The sequence below is a fragment of the Sinorhizobium americanum genome, from assembly GCF_001651855.1.
Taxonomy (GTDB): domain Bacteria; phylum Pseudomonadota; class Alphaproteobacteria; order Rhizobiales; family Rhizobiaceae; genus Sinorhizobium; species Sinorhizobium americanum.
Map to the genome: position 1 here is coordinate 1 of NZ_LNQC01000008.1, position 1,541 is coordinate 1,541.

1 protein-coding gene is annotated in these 1,541 nt (G+C 63.5%); it reads right to left on the reverse strand.

Going from position 1 to position 1,541, the window contains the following annotated elements; translation table 11 throughout:
• Positions 1–22: 22 nt before the first annotated feature.
• Positions 23–1,541 (reverse strand): IS66 family transposase (gene tnpC / locus ATC00_RS00045; protein WP_064251561.1); only part of this gene is annotated, 1,519 nt, incomplete at its 5' end.

The following is a 1,541-nucleotide window of genomic DNA, read 5'->3' on the forward strand; positions in this document are numbered from 1 at the left end:
GTAAGCGGCAAGCTGAGGCCATTCAGCCGACGTAGTTCCACGGCATGAGTGCGTCGATTTCGCTGCTCGGCCAGCCATTGGCGATGCGCTCAAGGGTCTGGCTGAGCCAGGCAAGCGGATCGATATTGTTCATCTTCGCCGTCTGCAGCAGCGTCGCGATGGTTGCCCAGGTCCGTCCCCCGCCGTCGCTGCCAGCAAAGAGTGAGTTCTTTCGCGTAATCGCTTGGGGCCGGATTGCTCGCTCGACGATGTTGGAGTCGAGCTCGATGCGGCCGTCGGTCAGGAAGCGCTCGAAGATGGCGCGACGCGAGATGGCATAGCGGAGCGCATCGGCGAGCTTCGATTTGCCGGAGACCCGAGGCAGGGTCTTCTGCCAGAGGGCGAAGAGGTAGGTGACGATCGCCGCGGAGGCCTCCTGACGCGCCGCGACACGGGCGTCAGGACTTTTGCCGCGGATGGTCTCCTCAATCTGCCAGAGCTTTGCCATCCGCTCGACCGTCGTCGTTGCGATCTCGGAGCTTTTGCCGACATGCAGCTCATAGAACTTGCGCCGACTGTGTGACCAGCAGCCAGCCAATGTGACGCCGTCATTGCCGCCGTCGGAGCGAACCAGCTTGTTATAGGCGGCATAGCCGTCGACTTGCAGGATGCCGCGGTAGCCGTTGAGATGGCGGGCAACGCACTCGCCGGCTCGACTGTCCTCGAAGCGATAGACGACCATCGGCGGACCGCTGCCGCCAAATGGTCGATCATCTCTGGCATAGGCCCATAGATAGGCTGTCTTCGTCGATCCGGAGCCGGGAGCGAGCGTCGGCAAGGTGGTTTCGTCGGCGAAGATCCGTTCGGCCTTCTTGATCTCATCGAAGAGGTAGTCGGCGAGGATCTCCAGCTCGAAGCCGAGCTTGCCCATCCATTGGGCCATCAGCTTGCGATCGAGCTCGACCTTGTCGCGGGCGTAGATCGCCTCCTGTCGGTAGAGCGGCAGGCCATCGGCATACTTGGAGACGGCAATCTGCGCCAGAAGCGCTTCCGTCGGAATGCCGCTCTCGATGATGTGTGCCGGCGCCGGTGCCTGGATAACGCCGTCCTCGTTTTTGAAGGCATACTTCGGCCGGCGGGTGACGATGACGCGGAACTTCGCCGGCATGATATCCAGCCGCTCCGACACGTCCTCGCCGATCAGCACCTTCTGCTTGCCGGCATGCTCCGGCAGTTCCTCCGGCTCTATCACGACTTCGACCCGTTCCAGGTGGGGTGCGAAGCCCTTGCGTGGCCGCGGCGGACGTTTGCCGTCCGGACGCTCGCGGCCCTTGCTGACCTGTGCCCTGATCGCGGCGATGCCGGTCTCGATTTCCTCGAAGACAAAGGCCTGCTGCTCGTCGTCGGTGCTTGGGGAGCCGAGCTTTTCCGATCGCCGGCCGAAGCGGGCGCGATCGAAGGCTTTCAGGATCTGCGTCAGCCGCTCGATGCGCTCATCGGCATCGGCGTTTCGCGCCTTGAGATCAGCGACCTCGCTCTCCAGGGCGTCGGTCCGCGCCGCC